Below are 23,721 nucleotides of genomic sequence, written 5' to 3'. Positions count from 1 at the left end.
CCCCGGCGCGCCGGAGCGCCGTACTAGGCGCGTGTCACGGCACGTCGGCGGGGTCGGCCTCGAGCAGCCGGGAGGGGTGGAAGCCGGGCCAGGTGCGCTCGACGTGGGCCGGGTCGAGCAGGTAGTCGAGGTCGGCCTGCCAGGTGTGGCCGGTGGCGTTGCGGCGCAGGACGTAGCCCAGGCCGTGGGTGCGGTAGACCGCCGCACCGGAGCGCAGCACCGCGTCGAGGAGCTGGGCGTCGACGAACTTGCGCACCGAGCGGAAGCCTCCGACCTCGCGCAGCAGGCCGCGCTCGATGAGCATCGTGCCGCCGGCGACGAACACGGCGTACAGCTCGCTGGGATAGCCGCGCTTGACCGTCAGGTCCGGCTCGGCGAGGTAGTGCAGCTCCGACTGGGTGCCGACGAGCTGGGCGCCGCTGTAGGCGCGGGCCCGCAGCAGGTCGGCGACCAGGTCGGGGGCGTACCAGTCGTCGTCGTCCATCTTGAGAACCAGGTCGCCCGAGGCGGCGTCGCTCGCCGCGGCCAGCACGTCGCCGAACACCGCCGACGCTGCCGCCGGCACGACGTGCAGCGCGATCGACGCCGGCAGCAGGTCCCGGACCCGCGCGGGGTCGGGCTCGAAGCCGTGCGGTGCGAGGACCAGCTCCAGCGACTCCACGCCCCGCTGACGCGCGACCTGGCGCAGGGCGAAGTCCAGCATCTCCGGACGCCGCGTCGCGAGCACCACGCTGACGCTCCCGCGCCCCGCCACGCGTACGCCGGCCAGGTCGCCGACGGCCCGCCGCCAGGCGAAGGTGGAGAAGGTGTCGAGCGCGGCGCGGCGCAGCACCAGGCTGTGCTCCTCGCGGGCGAGCGGATCGGTGAGGTCGACCGGTGCCGCGAGGGCCGCGGCGACCGGGTCACCGAGGACCGAGCCAAGGACCGGGGCGGCCACGTCCCCCACGAGGGGCACCCCGGCCATCGCGAGCCCGGCCGCGACCGCAGGCGCGTCGACGTCGACCCGCACGCCGGAGGCCGGCCGCAGGGAGGCGACCAGAGCCTCGGTCGGACCGTCGCGCAGGTCGAGCGACGACAGCGTGACGACCGGGCCGGTGGCGCGGGGGTCGAAGCCGATCGGGTTGAGCACGCGCTCGTCGAGCGGCCCGAGGGACACCGGCCCCGGCACCTCCCGCAGCGAGACCGGCGTACGACCGGTGACCTCGGACGGCTCCTCGGGGGCCGGGGCGCCGGGGAGCAGCACGTCGGGCGGCACCTTCTCCGACACCACGTCAAGGGGTGAGACCCGCAGCCCGCGACCACCGGCGACGTCCGACCAGACCGACTGGCGCCCGGCCTCCCGGACGACGTCGGCCACCTCGGCCCGGCGCTCGAAGCGCAGCGTGGTGAACCACCCGTCGCCCGCGGGGCGCGCGTGCAGCCCGAGCAGGCCCGGCCACTCCGGCTTCGCCACGAGCGTGAGCGGCGCCGGGGCAGCCGCGACGTAGACGCCGACGAAGCCCGAGCGCAGCCCGGCCGGCAGGACCAACCGGCGCAGCGCGGCGCGGTCGGCCACCGCCACCAGAATCCGGTCGTAGCGGCCCGCCTCGGCCGGCGCCGACGTCGAGGTCACCGTCAGCGCGCCCGCGGCCGCGTCCAGGAACTGCTGGACCGGCGGCGGCAGCTCAGACATCGATCCGTCCCGGCCGCTGGACGAGCGGGCGGGGCGCCCGCGGCAGCCAGGTCTGCGTGACGTGGTCGACGATGTGCACACCCGGGGGGGCCTCGATGCGGTGCAGGCCCGGCACCCGGTCGCCGCGACCGTCCTTCAGCGCGCGGTAGACCTCGATCTCGCGGGCCTTGCGCGGCGCGCGCGAGAAGTCCAGGTCGTCGAGGTTGGTCCAATGCGCGAACTCGTCGGCGTCGAGCCACTTCAGCTCGACGCACAGGCCCTCCGGGGCGACGATCCGCTCCGAGGTGCTGGGGAACTCCCGCACCTCCCACTCGAAGGCCTTGACGAAGGTGAACTCCGGACCCATCGGGTAGACCCACGGCTCCAGGAACCGGTAGCCGAGATCGATCCACGCGACCGACTCGCTCTCGATCGACAGCGGGTGGCGCGGGATCGCCACGACGGCGTTGGAGTCCTCGAGCTGCCAGGAGAGGTCCGCGAGCAGCCCGATCCCCTCGCGCGTGAGCACCATGTCGCCGTCCCACTTCATCGAGTAGCCGGTGCGGACGTGGGAGAAAGACCAGTTGTAGAAGTGGGTCAGCGAGTGCACCGAGTCAGGCGGCGTCGCGAGGTGCTCCGCGCCGGCCCGGCTGACCCGGAACGGGTACGTCGTGACGCTGAGGCGGTCGCTCGCGCCGACCTCGGCCGCCACCCGCGCGGCCACCTCGGGGGTGCCGTCGTCAGAGAGGTTGTCCACGACGACGACGTGCTGCACCGCCTCGAGCATCGGCGGCAGCACCCACGGCAGGTTGCGCGCCTCGTTCTTCACGCGGAACACGCACGTCAGCCCGGGGGCCAGCGCCCCGTCCTGCCACGCCCACCGGACGTCGTACTCCGCGATCCCCTCGAGGCAGGGGATGTCGGGGACCGTCATCGCGCGCGGCCGAGCGCCCGGCGCAGGCCACGGCGGGCGCTCGCGGGCACCATCGCCCGCACGCCGTGGGGCACGCGGTCGACGCCGCGCCGCACGACCGAGGCCGGCATCGGCTGCTGGGCGAGGCCCTCTCGGTGGGCGGCCAGTGCCGACGACTGCGCCACGGCCTCGGCCTCGTCGTAGAAGTCGGCGTACGCCGCCCGCAGCTCGTCGAGCGCCGCGTGCCGCTCGGGGGTGTCCCCGTCCGGGTCGGCGAGCCCGTCGAGGTGGCGCCACGACTCCTCCGCGAGCTCGCGGAGGCGGGCCGGCACCTCGACGTCGTCCCAGGTGAGCTGGACGCGGCGCAGGCTGGGGTCGATGAACGCGTGCACCGCCCGGATGTCGTTGGCCGAGGCGGACTTGACCGCGTCGAGGTCGAAGGCCTGCCCGACGGCGTTGACCGGGACGGTCCAGTCGGTGAGCAGGTCGTGGTAGCGCACGAAGGCACGCGCCGAGCCGCGGGTGGCGCGCTCGGTGTGGAGCATCATGTTCACCCAGGCGGCGGTCCGGTTGACCTCGCCGAACTTCGAGGCGTAGTAGCGCTGCTTGCTCCCGACCACCTCGGTGACCGGCCGGAGCATGGTGACGTAGGCCGGCGTCGCGTCGCAGCGCATCGCGGCCGAGCGCCACAGCCCGAGGAACCACGCCAACCGTGGGTCCTTGATGACCAGCTCGGCGCCACCTTCGGCGAACTGCGACTCCAGCCACTCGTGCAGCCGGGCGCGCAGCGGCTCGAGGTTGGTCAGCTTGCCCGCCTCGAACCACGCGGCGGGTCGCGAGTCGGAGACCTGGACGTTGCAGCGCTGCAGCAGCTCGTCGTGGAACTCCACGACCCATTGCGGCTCGCCGAAGCCCTTCGGGTTGGTCTCGTCGGCGTCGACCTCCGGCTGCGGGACGTGCATGCCGAGGGTCTGCAGCGTGCCCGACATGGTGCTGGTGCCGCTGCGGCCAGAGCCGACGACGAAGACCACGCGACGCTTGACCGGCAGTGTCTCGTGGGGGGTGGCCGACATGGGCGTCATGCTACGGCTCCGCCACCTCGCCGGGGCTCGGGCCCCGCGGCGGCGCACCCCTAGGATCGGGCCGTGAGGTGGGTGCGGCGGCGACGAGGCGAGAGCGAGGTCGAGGCCCTGCGCGCGGAGGTCCGCGACCTGCGGACCCAGGTACGTCGCCTGCGCGGCCGCGACCGCCCGGACCTGGGCTACCTGTTCGTCGTCACCTACGGCCGCTCCGGCTCGACGCTGCTCACCGGCGTCCTGAACGGCATCCCGGGCTTCGTGGTGCGCGGCGAGAACCGCGGGGCCGTCTACCACCTCTTCGAGTTCCACCGCACGATGCTGCGCGAGAGCAAGCGCGCCTCGCGCAAGACGCTGCGCCAGCACACCCACTCGTTCTTCGGGATCGGCGACTTCCCGCCCCAGCAGTCGCTGGCCGGGCTGCGGCGGCTGCTGCTGGACACGGTGCTGCGGCCCACCCCCGAGACCCGGGTGACCGGCTTCAAGGAGATCCGCTGGGCGCAGCCCGACCTCGCGGAGTACGTCGCGTGGCTGCGGGAGGTCTTCCCCGGCGCGCGGTTCGTGGTCAACACCCGCGACCACGCGGACGTGGCGAAAAGCAAGTGGTGGGGCGAGCACGACCGTGACGACGTGGCCCACCGGCTCGCCGAGATCGAGCGCCGCATCCTGGGGGTCGCGGACGGCCTCGGCGAGGCGGCGTACCGGGTCCACTACGACGACTACGTCGCCGACCCGACGGTGCTGCGCGGTCTGTTCGACTGGCTCGGCGAGCCGTGGGACGAGGAGGCCGTGCGCGAGACGCTCGCGGTGCGGCACTCGTTCTGAGCTCCTACCGGCCCGGCTGGGCCGCGATCATGTCGGCGTACCACTGGTAGGAGCGCTTGGGGGTGCGCTGCTGGGTCTCGAAGTCGACGTGGACCAGGCCGAAGCGCTGGGTGAAGCCCTCGGCCCACTCGAAGTTGTCGAGCAGCGACCAGGTGTAGTAGCCGCGGACGTCGACGCCCCGCTCGATCGCGGTCTGGACGGCCCGAAGGTGGGCGTCGAGGTAGTCGATGCGCGGCTGGTCGTCGACGACGCCGGCCTCGTCGGGGCCCATGTTGTAGGCGCAGCCGGACTCGGTGACGATGATCGGCGGCAGGGCCGCGCGGAAGCGGGCACGGAACATGATCAGCCACTCGCGCAGCGCGTCGGGGACGACCGGCCAGCCGAAGTCGGTGACCGGGTAGCCGAGCAGCTCGCGGAGCTCGAACGGCATCTCCGCGTCCTCCGGCGCGGCGCCGATGCGCATCGGGTTGTAGTAGTTGACGCCGTAGAAGTCGAGCGGCTGGCGGATCGTCGCCAGGTCGCCGGGCAGGACGACCTCGTCCAGCAGTGGCTGCAGGTCGACGGGGTAGCGGCCGAGCAGCATCGGCTCGAGGAAGAGCCCGTTCCAGATGGCGTCGAACAGCTTGGTGGCGCCGACGTCGGCCGGCTGGTCGCTGGCGGGCCACATCGGGGCGTGGTTGTTAGCGCAGCCGACGCTCGTCGCGCCCGCCGCGCGCAGCGCGATCGCGGCCCGGCCGTGGGCGAGCAGCAGGTGGTGGGCGACCGGCAGGCAGTCGAACATCAGCGTGCGCGCGGGGGCGTGCATCCCCACGGCGTAGGCCATCAACGTGACGACGTTGGGCTCGTTGACCGGGATCCAGTGCTCCACGCGGTCGGCGTAGCGCTCGCCGACGATCGCGGCGTACTCGGCGAACCGGTCGATCGTGGCGCGGTTGAGCCAGCCGCCGTCGTCCTCGAGCGGCTGCGGCAGGTCCCAGTGGAAGAGCGTCGCCATGGGCTGCTGCCCGTGCTCGAGCAGGGTGTCGATGAGGCGGTCGTAGAAGTCCAGGCCCTTCTCGAGCGGCCTGCCCGACCCGGTCGGCTGGATGCGCGGCCACGCGATCGAGAAGCGGTAGCCGCCGGTGCCGAGGCCCTCCATCAGGGCGACATCCTCGGGGTAGCGGTGGTAGTGGTCGCAGGCGACGTCACCGGTCGAGGCGTCCTTGATGTGGCCCCGCTCGTGGGTGAACGTGTCCCACACGCTCGGCCCGCGTCCATCCTCGGCGGCCGCGCCCTCGATCTGGTACGACGCGGTGCTGGTCCCGAACCGGAAACCGGGTGGGAGCTGGGGGTACGGCAGGTCGGGCACGGCACAATCTAGCCCGTGACCGCCACCATCCGCAGGGCTTCAGCACGCTTCACCGACCGGGCCGACGGGCGGGTGACCCACCATGCCTTCTCGTTCGGGCAGCACTACGACCCCGAGCACGCGTCGTTCGGTCCGATGCTCTGCCACGACGACCACCTGCTGGGCTCCGGACGGGGCTTCGACCCGCACCGTCACGCCGACCTCGAGGTCGTCAGCTGGGTTGTCTCGGGTGCGCTCGTCCACGGCGACGAGACCGGCGACACCGCGGTCGTCGAGCCCGGGAGCGTCGCGGTGCTGTCCGCCGGAGCGGGGACCTCCCACGCGGAGCACTCCCGCACCGACGGGCCCACCCGCTTCGTCCAGGTCTGGCTGACCCCCGACGAGCGCGGCACGACGCCGTCGTACGACGTGGTGCCGGTCGACCTGGTCCGCAACGAGCTGGTGCCGGTCGCGGCCGGCGACGGCTCGGCGCCGGCACGGGTCGGGGTCGCGGGCGCGACGTTCTCGGTGGCCCGGCTCGACGAGGGCGCCACGCTGGCCCTGCCGGAGGCCCCGCTCGTCCACGTCTTCGTGGCCACCGGCGCCCTGGTCCGCTCCTCGCTCGCCGAGCCGCTCTCGGCCGGCGACGCGCTCCTGCTCACCGACGAGACCGGGCGCGCGGTCACCGCCGCCGTCCCCACCGAGCTGCTCGTCTGGACGTTCACGGGCTGACTCGGTTCAGCCCGTCCGGCGCCCGCGGGCGGGTTCTGGGGATTTCCCGGCGCTTCTGGGGCGTTTTTCCGGCCGGGAAGCGCCGGGTTTTCAGCATCTGCTGATAACCCTGCCGCGCCCTCAGCCGAGCGCCGCGGCGCGGGCGTTGAGGTAGCGCTGCTCGGGGATGCTGGTGGCCAGGCCGGCGGCGACTCGGTAGGCCGCGACCGCCTCGGGCGTGCGTCCTGCCAGCTCCAGCAGGTGGGCTCGCACGGCGTGCAGCCGGTGATGACGCCGCATCGCACGGTCGTCCAGCAGCGAGTCGGTGAGCGCGAGCCCCACCAGGGGGCCGTCGGTCATCGCGACGGCGACGGCGCGGCTCAGGGTGACGGCGGGACCGGGCGCCACCTCGTGCAGCATCGCGTACAACGTCGCGACCTGGAGCCAGTCGGTGTCCTCGGAGCATGTGGCCTCGTCATGGACGGCGGCGATCGCCGCCTCGAGCTGGAAGCGGCCCACCCGGCCACGGGGCAGGACCTGCTCCAGGAGCACCACACCCTCCGCGACCAGCGCGTGGTCCCACCGTGAGCGGTCCTGATCGGCCAGCCGCACCAGGTCCCCGGCCGCGTCGACGCGCGCCGGCGTGCGCGCGGCGGTCAGCAGCATCAACGCGAGCAGTCCCGCGGTCTCGTCGTCCTCGGGCACCCGCTCACGAAGCAGGCGGCACAGCCGGATCGCCTCGTCGGTGAGCGAGACGTCGACGAGCCGGTCCCCGCCGCTGGCGGCGTACCCCTCGTTGAAGACGAGGTAGAGCACGTGGCGCACGGCTCCCAGTCGTGCGGCCAGCTCGGCCGGGGGCACCACCCCGAAGCGCGCACCGGCGTCGCGCAGGGTCGCCTTCGCACGGCTGATCCGCTGGCCCATCGTGGTCGCGGGCACCAGGAAGCCGGCGGCGATCTGCTCGGTCGTGAGACCACCGACCGCGCGCAGGGCGAGCGCCACCTGGGAGGCGGTGGAGAGTGACGGATGGGCGCACAACAAGAGCAGCTCGAGGGTGTCGTCCGCGGCCTCGACAGGTCCGGGTCCGACCTCTGTGGCGGCAACGCGGACCTCCCGGTCGACGCGCGCACTCTCGCTGCGCCACCGGTCGACCAGGCGGCGGGAAGCGACCCGGACCAGCCACGCGCGGGGGCGCTCGGGCGGACCGTCGCGCTCCCACTGGGCGGTGGCGTCGAGGAACGCCTCCTGTACGGCGTCCTCGCACGCGTCGAAGTCGCCGTACCTCCTGACCAGGGCGCCGAGGACGTGCGGCAGCTCGGTGCGCCACACGTCCTCGATCGCGCTGGTCATGGCCGAGTGCCGCGCGTCAGTCGTCGCCGCCACCCGGCCACATCGCGGGCCGGAGTTCGATGGTGTCGCCGGGGCCGGCGAACCGGCGGGCCACCTGCTCGGCCCGCTCGCGGTCGGCCACGTCGATCATGAAGAAGCCGGCCAGGTGCTCCTTGACCTCCGAGTACGGCCCGTCGGTGACCAGCGCCTCGCCCGACTCCCAGCGGTAGACCGTCGCGGTCGCGGGGTCGCCGAGCGCCTCGCCGATGACCAGCTCGCCGTTCCGCTGCAGCTCGGTGAGCAGCTCCTCGAACTCGCGGTCCATGCGCGCGCGCTCCGCGGCCGGGAGCGCCTGGAACTCGCTGTTGTACTCCCCCGTCGGGTGCCCCCACGGCTGCGGGTTGGAGTGGATCAGGATGACGTACTTCATGCGAGCTCCTCGGTGTCGGTCCCATGGTGCCGTGCGGCGCCACATCGGTACGTCGGAGCCGCGCCGGTGGTCTCGACATCGCTTCCGGAGCTTCTGGGGATTTCCAGGTGCTTCTGGGCCGTTGTTCTGGCCCGGAAGCGCAGGTTTTTCAGCATCTGCTGATAACCCTGCCGACTCAGCAGACCACCGACAGCGCTCCCGGCAGCACCTCGACGACCGCGGCGGGTCCGGCGATGCCGGGCAGCGAGCCGAGCGGCTCGCCGTCGCCACCGACGGGCACGGCGCAGCGGCGGCCGTCGGCGGCGACCTCCACCCGGCGGCCGGTGAGGACGGTGACCTCGGGCAGCGACACGTGGGCGCCGTCGTAGACCTTGGGCAGCGAGCGCATCAGCTCCAGCTTGCCGGCCGCCTCGATCACCACGACGTCGAGCAGTCCGTCGTCGAGGCTCGCGGACGGGGCGATCAGCATGCCGTTGCCGTAGTAACCGGAGTTGGCCACGACGACGCAGGCGGCGGGGAACTCGCGGGTCTCGCCGTCGACGGTGACCCGGAAGCGGGCCGGCTGGTACGTCGCCAGCGCGCGGAGGGCGGCGTAGGGGTACTGCGCGCGCCTGGGCACCCAGCGGGCCCGGTCGACGATCTCGGCGGCGCGGGCGTCGACGCCGGAGTAGACCGACCCGGCGATGTGCCGGACGGCGGCGTCCGGAGCGCAGAACGCCAGCAGGTCGACGGCGCGCACCTCGCCCTCCAGGAGCACGCGGGCCTGCGCCGAGGCGTCGCCGGGCAGGCCGAGCATCCGGGCGAAGTCGTTGCCACGACCTGCGGGCAGCAGGCCGAGGGTGCCGCCGCGCAGCGAGACCGCGCCGGCCAGCGAGGACAGCATCCCGTCGCCGCCGACGGAGACGACGACGTCGCCGCGGTCCACGGCGGCGTCGACGAGGGATCCTATGGCCTTGGGGCCCGGTGAGTACGTCACCTCGACGCTCGCTCCCGCGGATCGCAGCTCCCGGGCGACCGGGACCACGGCCTCGGGCGCGGCCCCGCCCCCGGAGGCGGGGTTGACCAGGAAGGAGAACGAGCGCGGTGAGCTCACGGCACCAGCACCCCCGGGTTGAGGATCCCGGTCGGGTCGAGGTCGGTCTTGACCGCGCGCAGGACCGAGGCGCCGAGCTCGCCGATCTCCCGGGTGAGCCACGGCCGGTGGTCGGTGCCGACCGCGTGGTGGTGGGTGATCGTCGCGCCCGCCGCGACCATCGCGTCGCTGGCCGCGGCCTTGGCCGCCTGCCACTGCGGCAGCGGGTCGGCCGACCCCTTGACCGCCACCGTGAAGTAGAGCGAGCAGCCGGTCTCGTAGACGTGCGAGACATGGCAGAGCACCAGCGTGCCCTCGCCGAGCGCCGACTCCAGCGCGGTCTTGACGTCGGTGTAGAGCCGCTCGCGGTTGGACCAGAAGGTCGCGGTCTCCAGGGTCTCGACCAGCACGCCCACGTCGAGCAGCGAGTCGCGCAGGTACGGCGCGTGGAAGCGGCCGTGCGCCCACGCCCGGCCCGGCTCCTCCCCCAGGCAGCGGCCGCCGAGCCCTTCGAGCACGGCGGTGACCGCGGCCCGCTTGGCGGCGTTGGCCGCGGGCTCGCCCTCGTAGCCGACGATCATCAGGCAGCCCCCGGCCGACTCGCCCCCGATCTCGTCCGGGCGGGCCAGGTTGATCGCGGTCTCCGCCTCGTCGGAGAGTCGGAGCACGGTCGGCAGCAGCCCGCTCTGCGCGAGCGTGCGCATGGCGTCGGCCCCGGTGTCGAAGGAGGGCCAGTGCCACCCCTCGTAGACGCTCTCGGCCGGCTGGCGGCGCACCCGCACGGTCACCGAGGTGATCACGCCGAATGCGCCCTCCGAGCCGAGCACCAGCTGGCGGAGGTCCGGTCCGGCGGCGTTGGCCGGGGCGCTGCCGAGGACCAGCTCACCGCGCGGGGTCGCGACTCGCAGCCCGACGACGAGCGCGTCGAAGCGGCCGTAGCCGGCGCTGGACTGACCACTGGAGCGGGTGGCGGCGAAGCCGCCGATGGTCGCGTACTCGAACGACTGCGGGTAGTGCCCGAGCGTCAGGCCCGCCTCCGCGAGCAGCGACTCCGCCTCGGGGCCGCGCAGGCCAGGCTCCAGTACGGCGGTCATGGACACATGGTCCACCGCCAGGAGCCGCTTCATGCGGACCAGGTCGAGGCAGACCACTCCGGCGAAGCCCTCGCGCCGCGCCGCCAACCCGCCGGTGACCGACGTTCCGCCGCCGAACGGGACGACGGCGAGGTGGTGCTCGACGGCGAACGCGAGGACCGCCGCCACCTGCTCGTGACCGTCGGGTCGTACGACGACGTCGGGCGCGTCGTCGAGGTCGCCGGCGCGGGCCCGGAGCAGGTCGGGCGTCGACTTGCCGCGGGTGCGCAGCCGGCGCACCTCGTCGTCGGTGACGACGTGCTCGTCACCGACGAGCTCGCGGAGCCCCTCCAGCAGCCCCTCCAGCAGCTCCGCCGCGATCCGGGGCGCCGGCACGGACACCGCCGGGGACGCCGGACGCTCCTCGAGGCCGAACGCCATCTCGATGAGCCCGCGCGCCGACGCCGGCAGGTCGCTGGCGGCGTCGGGGCTGCCCCAGCGCTGGGGATGCATCTCGGACTGCACGAATCGCGTCATGCGTTACAGTGTTACATGTGACGTCACTTCGTAACAGCCCCGGTGAGCCGAGGGACGCCTACCTGGACGCGGCGCGGGCCTGCATCCTCGACGTCGGCTGGCGGCGTACGACGCTCACCGAGGTCGCCCGCAGGGCCGGGGTGTCACGGATGACGATCTATCGCAGCTGGTCGGACATGCCCACCCTGCTCGGCGACCTGATGACCCGCGAGTGGACCGGCGTCGTGCAGGCCGCGGTGGCCGCCGAGGGCGCGGACCGGCCGGCGGTCGACCGGCTGGTGTCCGGCATCGTCGGCACGGTACGGGTGCTGCGCGAGAACGAGCTGTTCGTCCGGATCGTCGAGCTCGACCCCGAGCTGGTCCTGCCCTACGTGCTCTCCCGGCGGGGTCGCTCGCAGGACCTGATCCTCTCCCTCACCGAGGCCGCGATCCGCGACGCCCAGGCGGCCGGCGAGGTCCGCGCGGGCAACCCGGTCGCGATCGCCCGGGGCCTGCTGCTGGCCACGCACGGCTTCGTACTCTCGGCCCACACGATGGTCGACGACCTGGCCAGCGAGGCGGAGCTCGACGCCGAGCTCACGACGCTGCTCACCCGCAGCCTGGCGCCATGACCACTCCCCCGGCCGGCGCACAGACCGGGCCCGCCACCCGCATCGCCCCGGGGCTGGCCGGAGCCCCGGAGGACGTGGACCTGGTCGTGATCGGGCTCGGCATCACCGGCGCGGGGGTCGCGCTCGACGCGGTGACGCGCGGGCTGAGCGTGCTCGCCGTGGACGCCCACGACCTGGCGTTCGGCACCTCGCGCTGGTCGTCGAAGATGGTGCACGGCGGCCTGCGCTACCTCGCGCAGGGCCAGGTCGGGGTCGCCCGCGAGAGCGCGGTGGAGCGCGGCATCCTCATGGAGGTCACCGCTCCGCACCTGACCCGGCCGATGCCGATGCTGGTGCCGCTCAACTCCTCGGTCAGCCGGGTCCAGGAGCGGCTCACCCACGCCGGGCTCCTCGCCGGCGACGGCCTGCGACGCAGTGCGGGCACCGACGAGGAGACCCTGCCGCGGCCGCGCCGTCTCACCGCGACCGAGGCCCTGGCGATGGCGCCGCCGCTGCGCTCGGCCGGACTGCGCGGCGGGCTCCTCTCCTGGGACGGGCGGGTGGAGGACGACGCCCGCCTGGTGTCCAACGTCGCGCGCACCGCCGCGTCGTACGGCGCCCACGTGCGCACCCGTGCCCGGGTGCTCACCGCGACCGGCACCGCCGTGGAGCTGCGCGACGAGCTGACCGGCGAGACCCGCTCGGTCACTGCGCGGGCCGTGGTCAACGCGGCCGGCGTGTGGGCCGGCGACCTGGTCGAGGAGGTCGCGCTGCGTCCCAGCCGCGGCACCCACCTCGTGCTCCGCCAGGACACGCTGCCGGGCCTCTCGGTCTCGGTGTTCGCCCCGATCCCCGGCTCGACCAGCCGCTTCGTCCTGGTGCTGCCGCAGCCCGACGGGACCGTGTACGTCGGGCTGACCGACGAGGCGGCCGACGGGCCCATCCCGGACGTCCCGCAGCCGACGGACCCCGAGATCGGCTTCCTGCTGGATGTGGTGTCGGCCGCGTTCGAGCGACAGCTGCGGCGCGACGACGTGGTCGGCGCGTTCGCCGGCCTGCGCCCGCTGCTGGACACCTCCGGCCCCGACGATGCCCGCGACCCGGCCGATCCCACGGGGCGCGGAGGGACGGCGGACCTGTCGCGACGCCACGCCGTCCTGCCCAGCCGCACCGGCGTCGTGACCGTCGTCGGCGGCAAGCTCACGACGTACCGGCAGATGGCCGAGGACGCCGTCGACGCTGCCGTGAGCGCCGGCGGCCTGGACGGCGAGCCCTGCCGCACGCGCACGCTGCCGCTGCTGGGCGCCGCGCCCCGGCCGGTCCTCGCCGCGCTCGAGCAGCCGGCCCGGCTGGTGCGCCGCTTCGGCACCGACGCCGAGCTGGTCCTCGCCACCGCCCGCGAGGTCACCGGCCTCGCCGACGAGGAGCTGCTCGCTCCGATCGCCGCGGCCGTCCCGGTCACCCTCGCCGAGCTGGTCTTCGGCGTCACCCACGAGGGCGCGGCGGACGTCGACGACCTGCTCGACCGGCGCACCCGAGTGGGGCTCGTCCCCGCCGATCGACCCCTCGCCGTCCCCGCCGCCGAGCGCGCGCTCGCCCTCGCCCGCGGACAGGAGGGATCGGCGGTCCGCGGCCGATGAGTTTCCCCGTCGACGGGGGTCGGTAGGTCGAGGCACACTGGACGACCCGAGGGAGCCGACCGATGGCGGCGACGATGGCACAGAGGACCGAGACCGTGACGACCGACGAGGCGAGCACGAGCAGGATGAGCGAGAGCACCACCCACACCCAGGAGCTGGCCGACTTCGACAGGCTCACCGAGCGCTACCAGCGCGAGCTGCTGGCCCACTGCTACCGGATGAGCGGGTCGGTCCACGAGGCCGAGGACCTGGTCCAGGAGACGTTCCTGCGGGCCTGGAAGGCATCCGCGGACTTCCAGGGCCGCTCCTCGGTCCGCACCTGGCTGTACAAGATCGCCACCAACGTGTGCCTCACCAACCTCGAGGGCCGGCCGCGGCGCCCGCTGCCCGCCGGTCTCGGGACCCCGGACCAGCTGGCCGGCGACGCCCTCGAGCGCGACCATGAGGTCGCCTGGCTCGAGCCGGTGCCCGACGCCGCGGTGGTCGTGGCCGAGCGCGACTCGATCCGCCTGGCCTTCGTCGCCGCGCTCCAGCACCTCCCGGCACGGCAGCGCGCGGTGCTGATCATGCGCGACGTGCTGCGCTGGTCGGCCGCCGAGGTGGCCGCGGCGCTCGACACGACGACGGCCGCGGTCAACTCCGCCCTGCAGCGTGCGCACGCCCAGCTGAAGCAGCGGGGGCTCACCGAGGACAGCGTGGAGCCCGCGCTGACCAGCGCCCAGGAGCAGCTGCTGGAGCGCTATGTCGAGGCGTTCTGGCGCAAGGACATCGCCACCATCGTGCAGCTGCTCACCGCCGAGGCGGTGTGGGAGATGCCGCCGTTCACGAGCTGGTACGTCGGCGCCACCAACATCGGCGACCTCATCGACACCCAGTGCCCGGGCGGCACCCACGACATGCCGATGCTCAAGACCTCGGCCAACGGCCAGCCCGCGTTCGGGCTCTACATGCGCGCCCAGGACGGCAGCGGCTTCGTCCCCTTCCACCTGCAGGTCCTGGAGCTGGACGGCGACCGGGTCAAGCACGTCGGGGCGTTCTTCGGCCTGGACTTCACCCGGTTCGGGCTGCCCGCGCACCTGCCTCCCGGCTACGCCCCCTGATGAGCGCGCTCGACGGTGCCGTCGAGCTGCTCGACCGGTCCCTCGCCTACACCCGCGTGGCCCTCGCGGCCGTCTCCGACGACGACCTGCACCGCCCGACACCATGCGCGGGCTGGGATCTGGACCGACTGCTGGCCCACATGGAGGACGCGCTGGACGCCTTCGGCGAGGGCGCCGCGGGCGAGGTACGGCTGAGGGGCGCCGCCGTCGCGGCGGCGCCGCGGGTACGCCGCCTGCAGCGCAAGGCGTGCGACCTGCTGGGGGTCTGGAGCGACGACCCGCCCCCACGCACCCGGATCGGCTCGCACCCCGTCGACACCTCGGTGCTCGCCCTCGCCGCTGCGCTCGAGATCACGGTGCACGGCTGGGACGTCGCCCGATCCCTCGGTCTCGACCACCCGGTGCCGGACGACCTGGCGGACCGGCTGCTCCCCGTGGCGCGGGCCCTCGTGACGCCCGCGGACCGCGGCCGGCGCTTCGCCGGGCCCCGCCCGGGCGCCGGGCGGGCGGGCCCGGCGGTGCGACTGCTCGCCTTCCTGGGCCGGGACCTGACTGGTCCAGTGGGTGAAGATTCGCCCAATACCGACACGGGGCCGCCGGTGGCTTCCTAGCCTGGCGCCATGCTCCCCTCCGAGGCGACGCCGGCGCCCACCACCGCTGCGACCTCGCCCTTGTGCCAGGTCAGCGACCTGGTGCGCGCCGGCGCGATCAGCGCGGCCCTCCGCGACCTCGACGGGCTCGCCGCCGACCGGGGCGCGCTCGGCGAGACGGACCGGGCCCGGTTGCTGGCGCTGCAGCTCGAGTGCCGCCTCGCCCGCGGCGACCTGGCCGAGGCCATGCGCCTGGGTGACCAGCTCGCTGCGTACGGCGGTCGGCGAGGCCTCGCCGGCGCCCTGGCGCACCAGGCCGCCGGCGAGCTGGCCTTGGCGCTCGGCGACCCCGAGGGCGCGGTCGAGCACCTCCTGACGGCCGGCCGGACTGCGGCCGGACTGCCTCAGGGCTCCGAGCTGCTCGACTGGCGGACGGCGGCCGCGCTGGCGCTGGTGCTCATCGGGCAGCGTCGCGAGGCTGCCGAGCTCGCCGAGGAGCACCTGCGGCTGGCGCACGAGCACGGGTCGGCCTACGCAGTGGCGCAAGGGCTGCGGACCCTGTCCGCGGCCGACGCCGGCGGTCGCCGGGTCCACCTGCTCCGCGAGGCCAGGACCGTGCTCACGACCCTCGACGCGGCCCGGCTCGCCGCCCAGGTCGACACCGACCTCGCCGGCCTGCTGCTGCTGTCACCGACTCCCGAGCAGGCGCGGGAGGCGGTCCTGCTGCTCCGCTCGGCCGAGCTCTACGCCGGGCTCGAGGAGCTGTGGCCGCTGCAGAGCCGGGTGCGCCGCCTGCTCGAGCGCTGCGGCGAGGCGCCCCAGCGGCTGCGGGCCGACGCGCTGGGGCTGCTCACCCCCTCCGAGCGGCGCGTGGCGGGGCTGGCCGCCGGCGGCCTCACGAACCGCCAGGTGGCCGCGGAGCTGGAGGTGTCGGTGAAGGCGGTCGAGTGGCATCTCTCGCGCACGTACCGCAAGCTCGGCATCACCTCGCGCGCCGGCCTGGTGCCGGCGTTCGCCGTGCCCGCGTAAGGACCGTGAGGCCAGCACGCACCGCCCGTCCCGCTGACCCGTCAGGGGGTTTCTGACGGGTCAGCGGTCGGGCAGGGGTCAGTCGGCGGGCAGGGCGACGTAGGTGGTCTCGAGGTACTCCTCGATGCCCTCGAACCCGCCCTCGCGACCGAAGCCGCTCTGCTTCATGCCGCCGAAGGGCGCGGCGGGGTTGGAGACCAGTCCGGTGTTGACGCCGACCATGCCGAAGTCGAGCGACTCGGCCAGCCGGATGGTGCGGGCCAGGTCGCGGGTGTAGGCGTAGGAGGCGAGCCCGTACTCGGTGTCGTTGGCGCGCTCGATCGCCTCGGCCTCGGTGTCGAACGTCGTGATCGGTGCGACCGGGCCGAAGATCTCCTCGGTGTTGATCGCGGAGCCCGGCGGCACGTCGACGAGCACGGTCGGCGAGTAGAAGAAGCCGGGGCCGTCGGGGGCCGAGCCACCGGTGACGACCGTGGCGCCGTCGTGCACGGCGTCGGCGACCAGCCGGCTGACGCCCGCCAACGCCTTCTCGTCGATGAGGGGGCCGACGTCGACGCCGTCGTCCTGCCCGCGTCCCAGGGTCAGCGCGCCCATGCGCCGCCCGAGCTTCTCTGCGAACTCGGCCGCGACGTCGGAGTGCACCAGGAAGCGGTTGGCCGAGGTGCAGGCCTCGCCCATGTTGCGCATCTTGGCGACCATGGCGCCGTCGACGGCGGCGTCGAGGTCGGCGTCCTCGAACACCAGGAACGGCGCGTTGCCGCCGAGCTCCATGCTCAGGCGCTGCAGCCGGTCGGCCGACTGCGCCACGATCGTGCGGCCCACGGCGGTGGAGCCGGTGAAGCTCACCTTGCGGAGCCGGTCGTCGGCCTGCAGCGTGCTGCTGAGCTCGCCGGTCGAGGAGGTCGTGACGACGTTCAGTACGCCGCCGGGCAGGCCGGCCTCCTCCAGGATCGCGGCCAGGGCCAGCATCGTCAGCGGAGTCTGCGAGGCCGGCTTGACGACCATCGTGCAGCCGGCGGCGATCGCCGGGCCGATCTTGCGGGTGCCCATCGCCAGCGGGAAGTTCCACGGGGTGATGAACAGGCACGGCCCCACCGGCTTGCGCACGGTCAGCAGCCGGCTGCCGCCGGCCGGTGCCTGCATCCAGCGACCGTGGATGCGCACGGCCTCCTCGGAGTACCAGCGGAAGAACTCCGAGCCGTAGCCGACCTCGCCCTTCGCCTCGGCGACGGGCTTACCCATCTCGAGGCTCATCAGGTGCGCGACGTCGTCGGCCCGCTCGGTGAGCAGGTCGAAGGCCCGACGCAGGATCTCCCCCCGCTCACGCGGCGGCGTACGCGCCCAGTCGGCCTGGGCGGCCACGGCGGCGTCCAGGGCCTCCACCGCCTCGTCGGTCGAGGCGTCGGCGACGTCGGTCAGCACCGACCCGTCGGCCGGGTCGATCACCTCGATCCGCTCGCCGCTCCTCGCCCCGCGCCACGTGCCGCCGATGAGCAGATTGCGCTTGTTCGACTCCAGAAGGTCAAGTCCAGTCATGTAATTCACTCTGTCACCCCTCCGCAACGCGGGAAACGGGTGACGCGCCTGGGCCGGGGGCGTACGATTGCCATGTCGACTTCGGAGGGAGCACCGAGAAGTGGACACAGAACCCCTTGCCGACCCCATGCGGCAAGGGGTTCGCCTGTCTCCGGGCGCGGTCAGGTCGGAGCGCACCCGCGGAGAGTGAAGCGGTCAGCGGTCAGCGGTCAGCGAGCGGCGCGCAGGAAGGCCTCCAGGATCGGGCCCGCCGTACGGGACCCGGAGACGCCCTGCTCGACGAACACGGCGACCGCGAGATCGCCCTGTGCCGCGATCATCCAGGCGTGGGTCTCCACCCGGCCGTCCCGCTCGAACTCCGCGGTGCCGGTCTTGGCGATCACCTCGGGGCCGGGCACGTCGAGGAGCGCCCGGCCGCTGCCCTCGGTGACGACACCGCGCAGCATCGACCTCAGCGCGGCGGCCTCACCGGGCGCGAGCGGGTCGACGTCCGGCTCGGTCACCTCGACCGAGCGGAGCAGCCGCGGCACGACGAGGGCGCCCTTCTGCACCGACGCGACCACCGTCGCCATCACCATGGGCGAGGCGAGGATCCGGCCCTGGCCGATCAGGTTGGCCGCCTTCTCCGTGCGCGAGGCCGCCGGCTCCACCTGGCCGAAGTAGGCCGGGAAGCCGAGGTCGTGGTCGATGCCCAGGCCCAGCGCGCCGGCAGCGTCGAAGAGGTCGAGCTCCTCGAGCCGGGAGGCCTGGGAGATGAAGGCGGTGTTGCAGGAGTGGGCCACCGCCGTGCGCAGCGGGATCCGCCCGATCGCGGAGGCGGGGTAGTCGGAGTAGTTCTTGAACCGCTTGCCGTCGACCGTGACCGTCGAGGTGCACGGCAGCGGGGTGTCGGGCGTGACCCCGGCCCGCAGCAGCGCCAGGCTGGTGACGGTCTTGAACGTCGACCCGGGAGCGAACTGGCCGAAGGTCGCGATGTTCTGCCCCTCGGTGCCGGGGCCGTTGGCGGCCGCCACGATGTCGCCGGTGCTGGGCCGGAGAGCCACGATGGCACTGGACGGCGCGACGTCGCGCAACAGCGCCTCCGCCTCGGTCTGCAGGTCGACGTCCATCGTGAGCTCCAGCGGGTCGCCGGCCGCGCCGTCGATGCGGAACAGCTCGCGCTCCTTGCCGTCGGAGCCGACGGCGTTGACCACGGCCCCCGGCTTGCCCTGCAGCTGCTCGTCGTAGCGGGCCTGCAGCCCGGACAGGCCGGCCTGGTCGCCGGGCTCGTAGCGGCCGGGGTCCTCGGCGACCATCTCGGCGGTGACCTCGCCGACGGTGCCGAGGATGGGGGCGCCGAACTCGCGCGACGGCGCGAGCGGCAGGTCGTCGCCCAGGGCCCGGGCCCCCGGGATCCGGTCGTAGCCCTGCCCGACAGTCGGCGGCACCTCGCCGGCGCGGTAGACGATCGCCTCCACGAAGGCGAGCTCCCCGGCGCCGGTGACCGCCTTGACGTACGGCGCGACGTCGATGCCGACCAGCCCCGCGAGGCGCTGCGCGGAGGCCGCCGCCCGGGCCTTGGGGACCTGACCGCGGTCGATGCCCAGTCGCACGACGGGCCGCGGCGTGACGATCTTGAGGCCGCGCGCGCCGACGATGTCGCCGCGGGCCGCGCGGACCGGCGTCAGGTCCAGCGTGGTCGCCGCCCCCAGCGAGGGCTCCACCAGCTCACGCGACCAGACCACCTGCCACGCGTCGTCCACGAGGTTGAGCGTCGCCTCGCTGTCGTAGGTCCACGACTCCTCCGCCGTGACCGGCCACGACCAGGTCAGCGTCGCGGTGGCGGTGTCGCTTTGCGCGGAGACGTCACCGACCTCCACCGTCGGCTCGACCTCGCCCATCCCCTCGACGACCTCGGCGTAGTCGGCGCTCACCGCCTGCGGCGTCACCTGGGTGAAGGCCACGTCGCTGAACTCGCCGCTGCCCAGCGCGCCGGCCAGGGCCGCGACGGCCTCGTCCGCGTCCGGTCCCCCTCCGTCGCCGGAGCCGGTCGAGGAGTCACAGGCGGCCAGCAGCAGCAGGAGCGCGGTCAGGCCGGCGAGTCGGGAGCGCATGCCTCCCTTCTAGCATCCGCCTCCCTCAGTGGCGCGCGAGCCACCGCTCGAGGTCGATTCCGGCGCGTCCTGGTGTTCTTGATGAACGCCTGCGCGCCGTCGATCGCGCCGTTGCAGTCGCCCGCCCACCAGGGGGTGGCGCACTCGCGAGCAACCCGGCGCGGTCGGGGCGAGACAGACGGGTGGGCACGTCCGAGACCTCCGAGAGCCCGGGCGCCACCACGATGTGGCACGGGCCGCACACCTTCCCACGTGGTGGGCCCTACCAGGAAGGGGTCACCCAGAGGGAGGCGCCGTCGGTCGGCCCGCTCACCAGGTCCTCGACGTGGTCCCGGAAGCGGGGGCAGGCGGCGATGTCGTGCGCCCGGCAACGCAGCGCGTGCTCGGTCATCTCCCGCGAGCGCTGCATCTCCTGCATCCGCCGGTCGAGGTCGGCGACGTGCTCCTCCAGCACCCGGTGCCGATCCTGCGCCTCCGCGTCCAGCAGGACCAGAATCTGCTCGAGGCTCATCCCGGCCGCCTTGCTGCGCAGGATCACCGCGACCCGGTAGACGTCGTCGCGGCCGTAGCGGCGCCGGCCGCCGCCGTCACGGGCCGGGGCCAGCAGGCCGACGTCCTCCCAGTGCCGCAGCACGTGCGTGGCCAGCCCGAACCGGGTGGCGAGCTCGCCGACGGACAGGTCCACCTCGGGGCTTGACTTCATGTCGACATGAAGTCACATCGTCGTGCCTGAGACAAGTTCCTACGTCAGGAGACACACGATGGAGATCGACACCTACGACGTGGTCGTGGTCGGCGGCGGACCCGCCGGCCTCCAGGCCGCCCTCACGCTCGGCCGCATGCACCACCGGGCGCTGGTGCTCGACTCGGGCCGATACCGCAACGACCCGACCGGACACCTGCACAACTTCCTCACCCACGACGGCAGGCCGCCGGCGGAGCTCCGGGCGCTCGCGCGCGCCGACCTGGCGGCGTACGAGACGGTCACGGTGCGCCCGGCCGAGGCGGTGTCGATCGCCCCCGAGGCCGGCGGCTTCGTCGTGGACCTTGCCGACGGGTCGCACGTCGCCACGAGCCGGGTGCTGCTGGCGACCGGGCTGCGCGACGCGCTTCCCGACGTGCCCGGGCTGGCGGAGCTGTTCGGCTCGGTCGTCGCACACTGCCCCTACTGCCACGGGCACGAGTTCGCCGGGACCCACGTCGCGCTGATCGGCTCCGGCCCGCACGTCTCGCGCTTGGCGATGTTGATGCAGCCGATCGCGGCGCGCCTCACCGTCCTCGCCGACGGCGGAGCCCTCGACGAGGAGACCGCCGCGCTGCTCGACCGCGAGGGCGTCGCGATCCGCCCCGACCCGGTGGTCGGCGTGTGTCGCAGCGCGGCCGGCGCGCGCGTGTCGTTCGCGAGCGGGCCGGACGAGGAGGTCGGCGGGATCTTCGTCACGACGGCCCTCACCCAGTCCGCGCCGTTCGCCGAGCAGCTCGGCCTGGACCTGCTGCCCTCGGGCTGCGTCGAGGTGGACGCGTTCGGCCGCACCTCGCTCTCCGGCGTGTACGCCGCCGGCGACCTCGCGCACACCAGCGCCGTACCGATGCCGATCGCGTCGGTCCTCAACGCCGCCGCCGCCGGCCTCGTCGCCGCCACCGCCGTCGACGCCGACCGGGTCCTGGCGCTGGTGGGGGCGGTCCCGGCCGCGGGATGAATACCCGGTCAGCCGGGTCAGTACTTCTTGTGGCGCGGCTTCTTGAAGGGGCGGTCGTCGCCGTCCTCGGCGGGGCGGGTCCGGTTCATCCTCGGGCCCTTGTCCTCGGTGAGCTCGATCAGCTTGCCGCTGATCCGGGTGCTCTCGAGCTTCTTCCACACCTCGGCGGGCAGATCGGCCGGCAGCTCGACGAGCGAGAAGTCCGGACGGATCTGGATGTGCCCGAAGTCGCCGCGGCTCAGCCCGCCCTCGTTGGCGATCGCGCCGACGATCTGACGCGGCTCGATCTTGTGACGCCTGCCGACGTTGATGCGGTACTGCGCCATCGGCTGGTCCGAGCCACCGCGCGGTCGCCGCTCCGGGCGGTCCCCGCCCCGCTCCGGGCGGTCCTTGCGCGGCGAGCGCTCGGCGCGGTCGGCCCGCTCCTTCGCCGCGGCGCGGCGCTCGACCTCGGGGTCGAGCAGCAGCGGCGTCTCGCCCTGCATCGCGATCGCCAGTGCGGCGGCCACGTCCACCTCGGGTACGTCGTGCTCGCGGATGTAGTGGCTGACCACGTCGCGGAAGAAGCCGATCGACTCCGAGCTGAGCGCCTGGGTGATCTGGTCGTCGAAGCGCGCGAGCCGGGTGACGTTGACGTCCTCGGCGGTGGGCAGCGCCATCTTCGTCAGCGGCTGGCGGGTGGCCTTCTCGATGTGCTTGAGCAGGTACTGCTCGCGCGGGGTGACGAACGAGATGGCGTCGCCCTTGCGGCCGGCCCGGCCGGTGCGGCCGATGCGGTGCACGTAGGACTCGGTGTCGGTGGGGATGTCGTAGTTGATGACGTGGCTGATCCGGTCGACGTCGAGGCCGCGGGCCGCGACGTCGGTGGCGACCAGGATGTCGAGCTTGCCGGACTTGAGCTGGTTGACGGTCCGCTCGCGCTGCACCTGTGCGACGTCGCCGTTGATCGCCGCGGCGGAGAAGCCGCGAGCACGCAGCTTCTCGGCCAGCGTCTCGGTCTCGTTCTTGGTGCGGACGAAGACGATCATCCCCTCGAAGTTCTCGACCTCGAGGATGCGCGTGAGGGCGTCGACCTTCTGCGGGTAGCTGCAGATGAGGTAGCGCTGGGTGGTGTTGGCCGAGGTGGTGGTCTTGTTCTTGACCGTGATCTCGACCGGGTCGTTGAGGTACTTCTTCGACAAGCGACGGATCTGCGCGGGCATCGTCGCCGAGAACAGTGCGACCTGCTTGGTGTCCGGGGTGTCGGCCAGGATCGTCTCGACGTCGTCGGCGAAGCCCATGTTGAGCATCTCGTCGGCCTCGTCGAGCACCAGGAAGCGCAGCTCGCTCAGGTCGAGCGTGCCCTTCTCGAGGTGATCCATGATCCGGCCCGGGGTGCCGACGACGATGTGCACGCCGCGGCGCAGGGCGCTGAGCTGCACGCCGTACGCCTGACCGCCGTAGACGGGCAGGACGCGGACGCCCTTGGTGTGCGCGGCGTACTTCTCGAACGCCTCGCAGACCTGGAGCGCGAGCTCGCGGGTCGGCGCCAGGATGAGGGCCTGGGGGTTCTTCTGCTTGACGTCGAGCTGGTCGAGGATCGGCAGCGCGAACGCCGCGGTCTTCCCGGTGCCGGTCTGGGCCAGGCCGACCATGTCGTTGCCGGCGAGGAGCGGCGGGATGGTGGCGGCCTGGATGGCGGACGGGCTCTCGTAGCCGACGTCCTTCAGGGCCTTGAGGACGGCGTCACCGAGTCCGAGGTCCGCGAAGGTGGGAGTCGCTCCCTCGATCGTGTCGGTCTCTGATGGGTTGGTCACACCTCAACGGTAGTGGCTGCCCGGCCCTGCTTCCGATTCGCCAGCGCGGTGGCTTCTATCACGCGTCTGCCGCCGCCCACCGCGACCTGACGGGTGGCTGCGGCAGGCGCCTCCGCGCAGCGCTCAGCCGGCGTACGCCGCGGCGATCTCGATGGCCACCCGGGTCAGCTCGGCCTCGGGCAGCTGCTCGCCCAGGCCGCTGTCCTTGGCCTCCACGACGAGCTGGCCCTCGTCGACCTCGACCAGGAGACGCGCCGCCTGCTCACCGACGTACTCCCCCGTCATCAGGACCGCCGGTGCTCCGCCCAGCTCGAGACGCTTCTGCACCAGCCCGGGGTCGGACTCGTACTCGACGAGCTCGGCAAAGCTCATGAAGGGCTCCCGGAAGGTCCACGTGACCTCCAGCCCGTCGTCGGCGTCACGGACCGTCTCGCACCGCTCGCTGGTCCCCTCCTGGCGCGGGCCGCTGACCCGCTGCTCGGAGCCCGTGATCTGCGTCAGCTGCTCGTCGCTGATCACGGTGCACGGCGCGCCGGCCGGCTCCGCCTCACCGTCCGGCTCGGACGGCTCCTCGCCGGGCTCGTCGCTGGACTGCGACGTCCCGGGATCGTCGCCGTCGTCACCCCCGCACCCCGCCACGAGCACCGACAGGACGACGGCGGCAGCGGCGTGCGCGAAGGGACGTCTCATCCCGAGGTCCTAC

Annotated in this window: 21 protein-coding genes; 8 read left to right on the top strand and 13 right to left on the bottom strand. The window is 73.5% G+C overall.

Translation table 11 applies throughout. From position 1 onward, the window contains the following. Positions 1-34: 34 nt before the first annotated feature. Genes LRP67_RS03890 through LRP67_RS03880 form a run of 3 tightly spaced genes read right to left on the bottom strand, consistent with a single transcriptional unit; the run spans position 35 to position 3,637 of the window. The gene (locus tag LRP67_RS03890) at positions 35-1,672 is read right to left on the bottom strand and encodes a hypothetical protein (protein WP_231268868.1); all 1,638 of its coding nucleotides are present in this window, start codon (positions 1,670-1,672) and stop codon (positions 35-37) included. Next, positions 1,665-2,585, bottom strand: coding sequence for a glycosyltransferase (locus LRP67_RS03885; RefSeq protein ID WP_231268867.1), 921 nt, complete (start codon positions 2,583-2,585; stop codon positions 1,665-1,667). Before LRP67_RS03885 ends, LRP67_RS03890 begins: the two co-directional genes overlap by 8 nt. After that, a complete protein-coding gene (locus tag LRP67_RS03880; protein ID WP_231268866.1) occupies positions 2,582-3,637 on the bottom strand; it encodes a sulfotransferase family protein in 1,056 nt (351 codons plus the stop codon). Before LRP67_RS03880 ends, LRP67_RS03885 begins: the two co-directional genes overlap by 4 nt. A gap of 72 nt (positions 3,638-3,709) precedes the next feature. Here LRP67_RS03880 and LRP67_RS03875 point away from each other — a divergent pair, with 72 nt between their 5' ends. After that, complete coding sequence (locus tag LRP67_RS03875; protein ID WP_231268865.1) at positions 3,710-4,465, top strand: sulfotransferase; 756 nt, start codon at positions 3,710-3,712, stop codon at positions 4,463-4,465. A gap of 4 nt (positions 4,466-4,469) precedes the next feature. Here LRP67_RS03875 and LRP67_RS03870 read toward each other — a convergent pair whose 3' ends face one another. Continuing rightward, on the bottom strand, positions 4,470-5,813 hold the full coding sequence (locus tag LRP67_RS03870) for a GH1 family beta-glucosidase (protein WP_231268864.1): 1,344 nt from the start codon (positions 5,811-5,813) through the stop codon (positions 4,470-4,472). Between the two features lie 15 nt (positions 5,814-5,828). Between LRP67_RS03870 and LRP67_RS03865 the strand changes: the two genes are divergently transcribed. Further along, positions 5,829-6,524, top strand: a complete 696-nt coding sequence (locus tag LRP67_RS03865) for a pirin family protein (protein WP_231268863.1) — start codon at positions 5,829-5,831, stop codon at positions 6,522-6,524. A gap of 120 nt (positions 6,525-6,644) precedes the next feature. Here LRP67_RS03865 and LRP67_RS03860 read toward each other — a convergent pair whose 3' ends face one another. The 4 genes from LRP67_RS03860 to LRP67_RS03845 all read right to left on the bottom strand — a co-directional run bounded on the left by LRP67_RS03860 (position 6,645) and on the right by LRP67_RS03845 (position 10,944). Continuing rightward, entirely contained in the window at positions 6,645-7,853 is a 1,209-nt protein-coding gene (locus tag LRP67_RS03860) for an RNA polymerase sigma factor (RefSeq protein WP_231268862.1), read from the bottom strand. A 16-nt stretch (positions 7,854-7,869) separates the two neighbouring features. After that, positions 7,870-8,262, bottom strand: a complete 393-nt coding sequence (locus LRP67_RS03855) for a YciI family protein (protein ID WP_231268861.1) — start codon at positions 8,260-8,262, stop codon at positions 7,870-7,872. Between the two features lie 175 nt (positions 8,263-8,437). After that, positions 8,438-9,355, bottom strand: a complete 918-nt coding sequence (locus tag LRP67_RS03850; protein WP_231268860.1) for a diacylglycerol kinase family protein — start codon at positions 9,353-9,355, stop codon at positions 8,438-8,440. Then, positions 9,352-10,944: an FAD-binding oxidoreductase gene (locus tag LRP67_RS03845; RefSeq protein ID WP_231268859.1), complete on the bottom strand. Its 1,593-nt coding sequence runs from the start codon at positions 10,942-10,944 to the stop codon at positions 9,352-9,354. The genes LRP67_RS03850 and LRP67_RS03845 overlap by 4 nt, the downstream gene beginning before the upstream one ends. Positions 10,945-10,961: 17 nt before the next feature. Here LRP67_RS03845 and LRP67_RS03840 point away from each other — a divergent pair, with 17 nt between their 5' ends. The 5 genes from LRP67_RS03840 to LRP67_RS03820 all read left to right on the top strand — a co-directional run bounded on the left by LRP67_RS03840 (position 10,962) and on the right by LRP67_RS03820 (position 15,893). Beyond that, positions 10,962-11,555: a TetR/AcrR family transcriptional regulator gene (locus LRP67_RS03840; protein ID WP_231268858.1), complete on the top strand. Its 594-nt coding sequence runs from the start codon at positions 10,962-10,964 to the stop codon at positions 11,553-11,555. Beyond that, positions 11,552-13,174, top strand: a complete 1,623-nt coding sequence (locus tag LRP67_RS03835; protein WP_231268857.1) for a glycerol-3-phosphate dehydrogenase/oxidase — start codon at positions 11,552-11,554, stop codon at positions 13,172-13,174. Before LRP67_RS03840 ends, LRP67_RS03835 begins: the two co-directional genes overlap by 4 nt. Positions 13,175-13,269: 95 nt before the next feature. Beyond that, positions 13,270-14,274 carry a sigma-70 family RNA polymerase sigma factor gene (locus tag LRP67_RS03830; RefSeq protein ID WP_231268856.1) on the top strand — a complete coding sequence of 335 codons (1,005 nt, stop codon included), beginning with the start codon at positions 13,270-13,272 and terminating at the stop codon, positions 14,272-14,274. After that, positions 14,274-14,885: a TIGR03086 family metal-binding protein gene (locus LRP67_RS03825; RefSeq protein ID WP_231268855.1), complete on the top strand. Its 612-nt coding sequence runs from the start codon at positions 14,274-14,276 to the stop codon at positions 14,883-14,885. Before LRP67_RS03830 ends, LRP67_RS03825 begins: the two co-directional genes overlap by 1 nt. A 9-nt stretch (positions 14,886-14,894) precedes the next feature. Beyond that, a complete protein-coding gene (locus LRP67_RS03820; RefSeq protein WP_231268854.1) occupies positions 14,895-15,893 on the top strand; it encodes a LuxR C-terminal-related transcriptional regulator in 999 nt (332 codons plus the stop codon). A gap of 78 nt (positions 15,894-15,971) precedes the next feature. Here LRP67_RS03820 and LRP67_RS03815 read toward each other — a convergent pair whose 3' ends face one another. From LRP67_RS03815 to LRP67_RS03805, 3 genes are all read right to left on the bottom strand, one after another. After that, entirely contained in the window at positions 15,972-17,429 is a 1,458-nt protein-coding gene (locus LRP67_RS03815; RefSeq protein ID WP_231268853.1) for an NAD-dependent succinate-semialdehyde dehydrogenase, read from the bottom strand. A 209-nt stretch (positions 17,430-17,638) separates the two neighbouring features. After that, a complete protein-coding gene (locus tag LRP67_RS03810; protein WP_231268852.1) occupies positions 17,639-19,522 on the bottom strand; it encodes a penicillin-binding transpeptidase domain-containing protein in 1,884 nt (627 codons plus the stop codon). 262 nt (positions 19,523-19,784) lie between these two features. Then, on the bottom strand, positions 19,785-20,225 hold the full coding sequence (locus LRP67_RS03805) for a MerR family transcriptional regulator (protein WP_231268851.1): 441 nt from the start codon (positions 20,223-20,225) through the stop codon (positions 19,785-19,787). A 58-nt stretch (positions 20,226-20,283) separates the two neighbouring features. Between LRP67_RS03805 and LRP67_RS03800 the strand changes: the two genes are divergently transcribed. Beyond that, positions 20,284-21,222 (top strand): NAD(P)/FAD-dependent oxidoreductase, encoded by a 939-nt coding sequence (locus LRP67_RS03800; RefSeq protein ID WP_231268850.1) that lies wholly within the window; start codon positions 20,284-20,286, stop codon positions 21,220-21,222. A 17-nt stretch (positions 21,223-21,239) separates the two neighbouring features. Here the strand turns inward: LRP67_RS03800 and LRP67_RS03795 are convergent, their stop codons facing one another. Both LRP67_RS03795 and LRP67_RS03790 read right to left on the bottom strand, forming a co-directional pair. Then, the gene (locus LRP67_RS03795) at positions 21,240-23,018 is read right to left on the bottom strand and encodes a DEAD/DEAH box helicase (protein WP_231268849.1); all 1,779 of its coding nucleotides are present in this window, start codon (positions 23,016-23,018) and stop codon (positions 21,240-21,242) included. Between the two features lie 123 nt (positions 23,019-23,141). Then, positions 23,142-23,708 carry a DUF3558 family protein gene (locus LRP67_RS03790; RefSeq protein ID WP_231268848.1) on the bottom strand — a complete coding sequence of 189 codons (567 nt, stop codon included), beginning with the start codon at positions 23,706-23,708 and terminating at the stop codon, positions 23,142-23,144. Positions 23,709-23,721 lie beyond the last annotated feature (13 nt).

The sequence above is a fragment of the Nocardioides sp. cx-169 genome (genome assembly GCF_021083605.1).
Lineage (GTDB): Bacteria > Actinomycetota > Actinomycetes > Propionibacteriales > Nocardioidaceae > Nocardioides.
This window is presented reverse-complemented; position numbering and strand designations above follow the sequence as displayed.

Excerpts from the sequence above, each read along its gene's own strand:
- LRP67_RS03890 (WP_231268868.1), bottom strand. The coding sequence starts at position 1,672 with ATGTCTGAGCTGCCGCCGCCGGTCCAGCAGTTCCTGGACGCGGCCGCG.
- LRP67_RS03885 (WP_231268867.1), bottom strand. The coding sequence starts at position 2,585 with ATGACGGTCCCCGACATCCCCTGCCTCGAGGGGATCGCGGAGTACGAC.
- LRP67_RS03880 (WP_231268866.1), bottom strand. The coding sequence starts at position 3,637 with ATGTCGGCCACCCCCCACGAGACACTGCCGGTCAAGCGTCGCGTGGTC.
- LRP67_RS03860 (WP_231268862.1), bottom strand. The coding sequence starts at position 7,853 with ATGACCAGCGCGATCGAGGACGTGTGGCGCACCGAGCTGCCGCACGTC.
- LRP67_RS03855 (WP_231268861.1), bottom strand. The coding sequence starts at position 8,262 with ATGAAGTACGTCATCCTGATCCACTCCAACCCGCAGCCGTGGGGGCAC.
- LRP67_RS03845 (WP_231268859.1), bottom strand. The coding sequence starts at position 10,944 with ATGACGCGATTCGTGCAGTCCGAGATGCATCCCCAGCGCTGGGGCAGC.
- LRP67_RS03835 (WP_231268857.1), top strand. The coding sequence starts at position 11,552 with ATGACCACTCCCCCGGCCGGCGCACAGACCGGGCCCGCCACCCGCATC.
- LRP67_RS03825 (WP_231268855.1), top strand. The coding sequence starts at position 14,274 with ATGAGCGCGCTCGACGGTGCCGTCGAGCTGCTCGACCGGTCCCTCGCC.
- LRP67_RS03820 (WP_231268854.1), top strand. The coding sequence starts at position 14,895 with ATGCTCCCCTCCGAGGCGACGCCGGCGCCCACCACCGCTGCGACCTCG.
- LRP67_RS03815 (WP_231268853.1), bottom strand. The coding sequence starts at position 17,429 with ATGACTGGACTTGACCTTCTGGAGTCGAACAAGCGCAATCTGCTCATC.
- LRP67_RS03810 (WP_231268852.1), bottom strand. The coding sequence starts at position 19,522 with ATGCGCTCCCGACTCGCCGGCCTGACCGCGCTCCTGCTGCTGCTGGCC.
- LRP67_RS03805 (WP_231268851.1), bottom strand. The coding sequence starts at position 20,225 with ATGAAGTCAAGCCCCGAGGTGGACCTGTCCGTCGGCGAGCTCGCCACC.
- LRP67_RS03800 (WP_231268850.1), top strand. The coding sequence starts at position 20,284 with ATGGAGATCGACACCTACGACGTGGTCGTGGTCGGCGGCGGACCCGCC.
- LRP67_RS03790 (WP_231268848.1), bottom strand. The coding sequence starts at position 23,708 with ATGAGACGTCCCTTCGCGCACGCCGCTGCCGCCGTCGTCCTGTCGGTG.